This window comes from Neisseria sp. P0021.S005 (assembly GCF_051956955.1).
Map to the genome: position 1 here is coordinate 1 of NZ_JBQCWY010000785.1, position 1273 is coordinate 1273.

The window sequence follows — 1273 nt, forward strand, 5'->3', positions numbered from 1 at the left end:
ATACTGGCAACAGGTATTATTGCCGGTATTTTGTTCTTCTTGAACCAAGGCAACCAAAACGTTTTCAAAGAGCTGACTCAGCCTAAACAAAGCGAAGAACCTGAAATCCTGAAACCTCAGGACAAAGCAGAGAAACGCCCAACCACCGACACTTCATCTACCCAAGCAGATGAAGAAAAAGCCAAAGCAGAAAAAGAAGCTGCTGAGAAAGAAGCCAAAGCTAAAGAAGAGGCTGAAAAGGCTGCCAAAGAAGCTGAAGAAAAAGCTCAAGCGGAAAAAGAAGCTCAGGAAAAAGCCGAACAAGCAGAACGTGAAGCCAAAGAAAAAGCTGAAAAAGCCGCCGCCGACAAAGCCGAACGTGAAGCCAAAGAAAAAGCCGCAAAAACGGAAGCAGAAAAAGAAGCCGCCAAGAAAAAACTGTCCGAGAAAAAAGCCGAATTAGAGAAAAAACGCGCAGAAAAAGCCAAAGCTGAAAAAGAAGCTACTGATAAAACTGCAAAAGATAAAAAAGCAGCCGACCAACTGACCGACAAACAAAAAGAGCGTGCCGAGCGCAAATTGGCTGAGAAAAAAGCAGCCGAAGCCAAAAAACAAAACAAGCCGACACCTGAGCAAATCCTCAACAGCGGCAGCATCGAAAAAGCACGTAAAGCAGCAAATGCCTCTGCAACAAAAGAAAGCAGCAACGCTGCAAATAAACAGTCAGCAGAAAAAGCCGAAGCAGCTGCCAACAGCGGTAAAAAAGCCTTCCTGCAACTTGGTTCATATGCAGACCGTTCCAGCGCAGATTCACAACGTGCAAAACTGGCTATTTTAGGTGTTTCTTCCAAAGTGGTTGAATCGCAAAACGGCGACAAAACCATTTACCGAGTTCAAAGTAACACTATGCAGCAGGAAGCCGCTGTGAAACTGCAAAAAAACCTGCAAGACCATAATATCAACAGCTTGATTCGTTCTACCAAATAATGGAATCACTGATGAAGCAGCGTATGAAACAAACCATTGCCGTACTCAGCCTGATCCTGCTCAGTCTGAGTGCGCAGGCTGCTACCGAAGGCGTGGACTATACCGTTCTTAGTCGCCCTATCCCGCAGCAGCAAGCCGGAAAAATTGAAGTGCTAGAATTTTTCGGCTACTTCTGCGTCCATTGTTACCATCTCGATCCAGTTTTGTTGCAACACAGCAAAACCTTTGCCAAAGATGTTTCCTTACGGACAGAACACGTCGTTTGGATGCCTGAAATGTTAGGCTTGGCCAAAGTAGCCGCTGCCGT

Annotated in this window: 1 protein-coding gene and 1 pseudogene; both read left to right on the top strand. The window is 45.6% G+C overall.

The window, feature by feature from the left end; translation table 11 throughout:
* On the top strand, nucleotides 1-966 hold a 966-nt coding region (locus ACTHUE_RS19270; protein WP_440424197.1), incomplete at its 5' end, for an SPOR domain-containing protein.
* Between the two features lie 11 nt (nucleotides 967-977).
* Nucleotides 978-1273: pseudogene (locus ACTHUE_RS19275) on the top strand (thiol:disulfide interchange protein DsbA/DsbL); the annotation flags it as partial.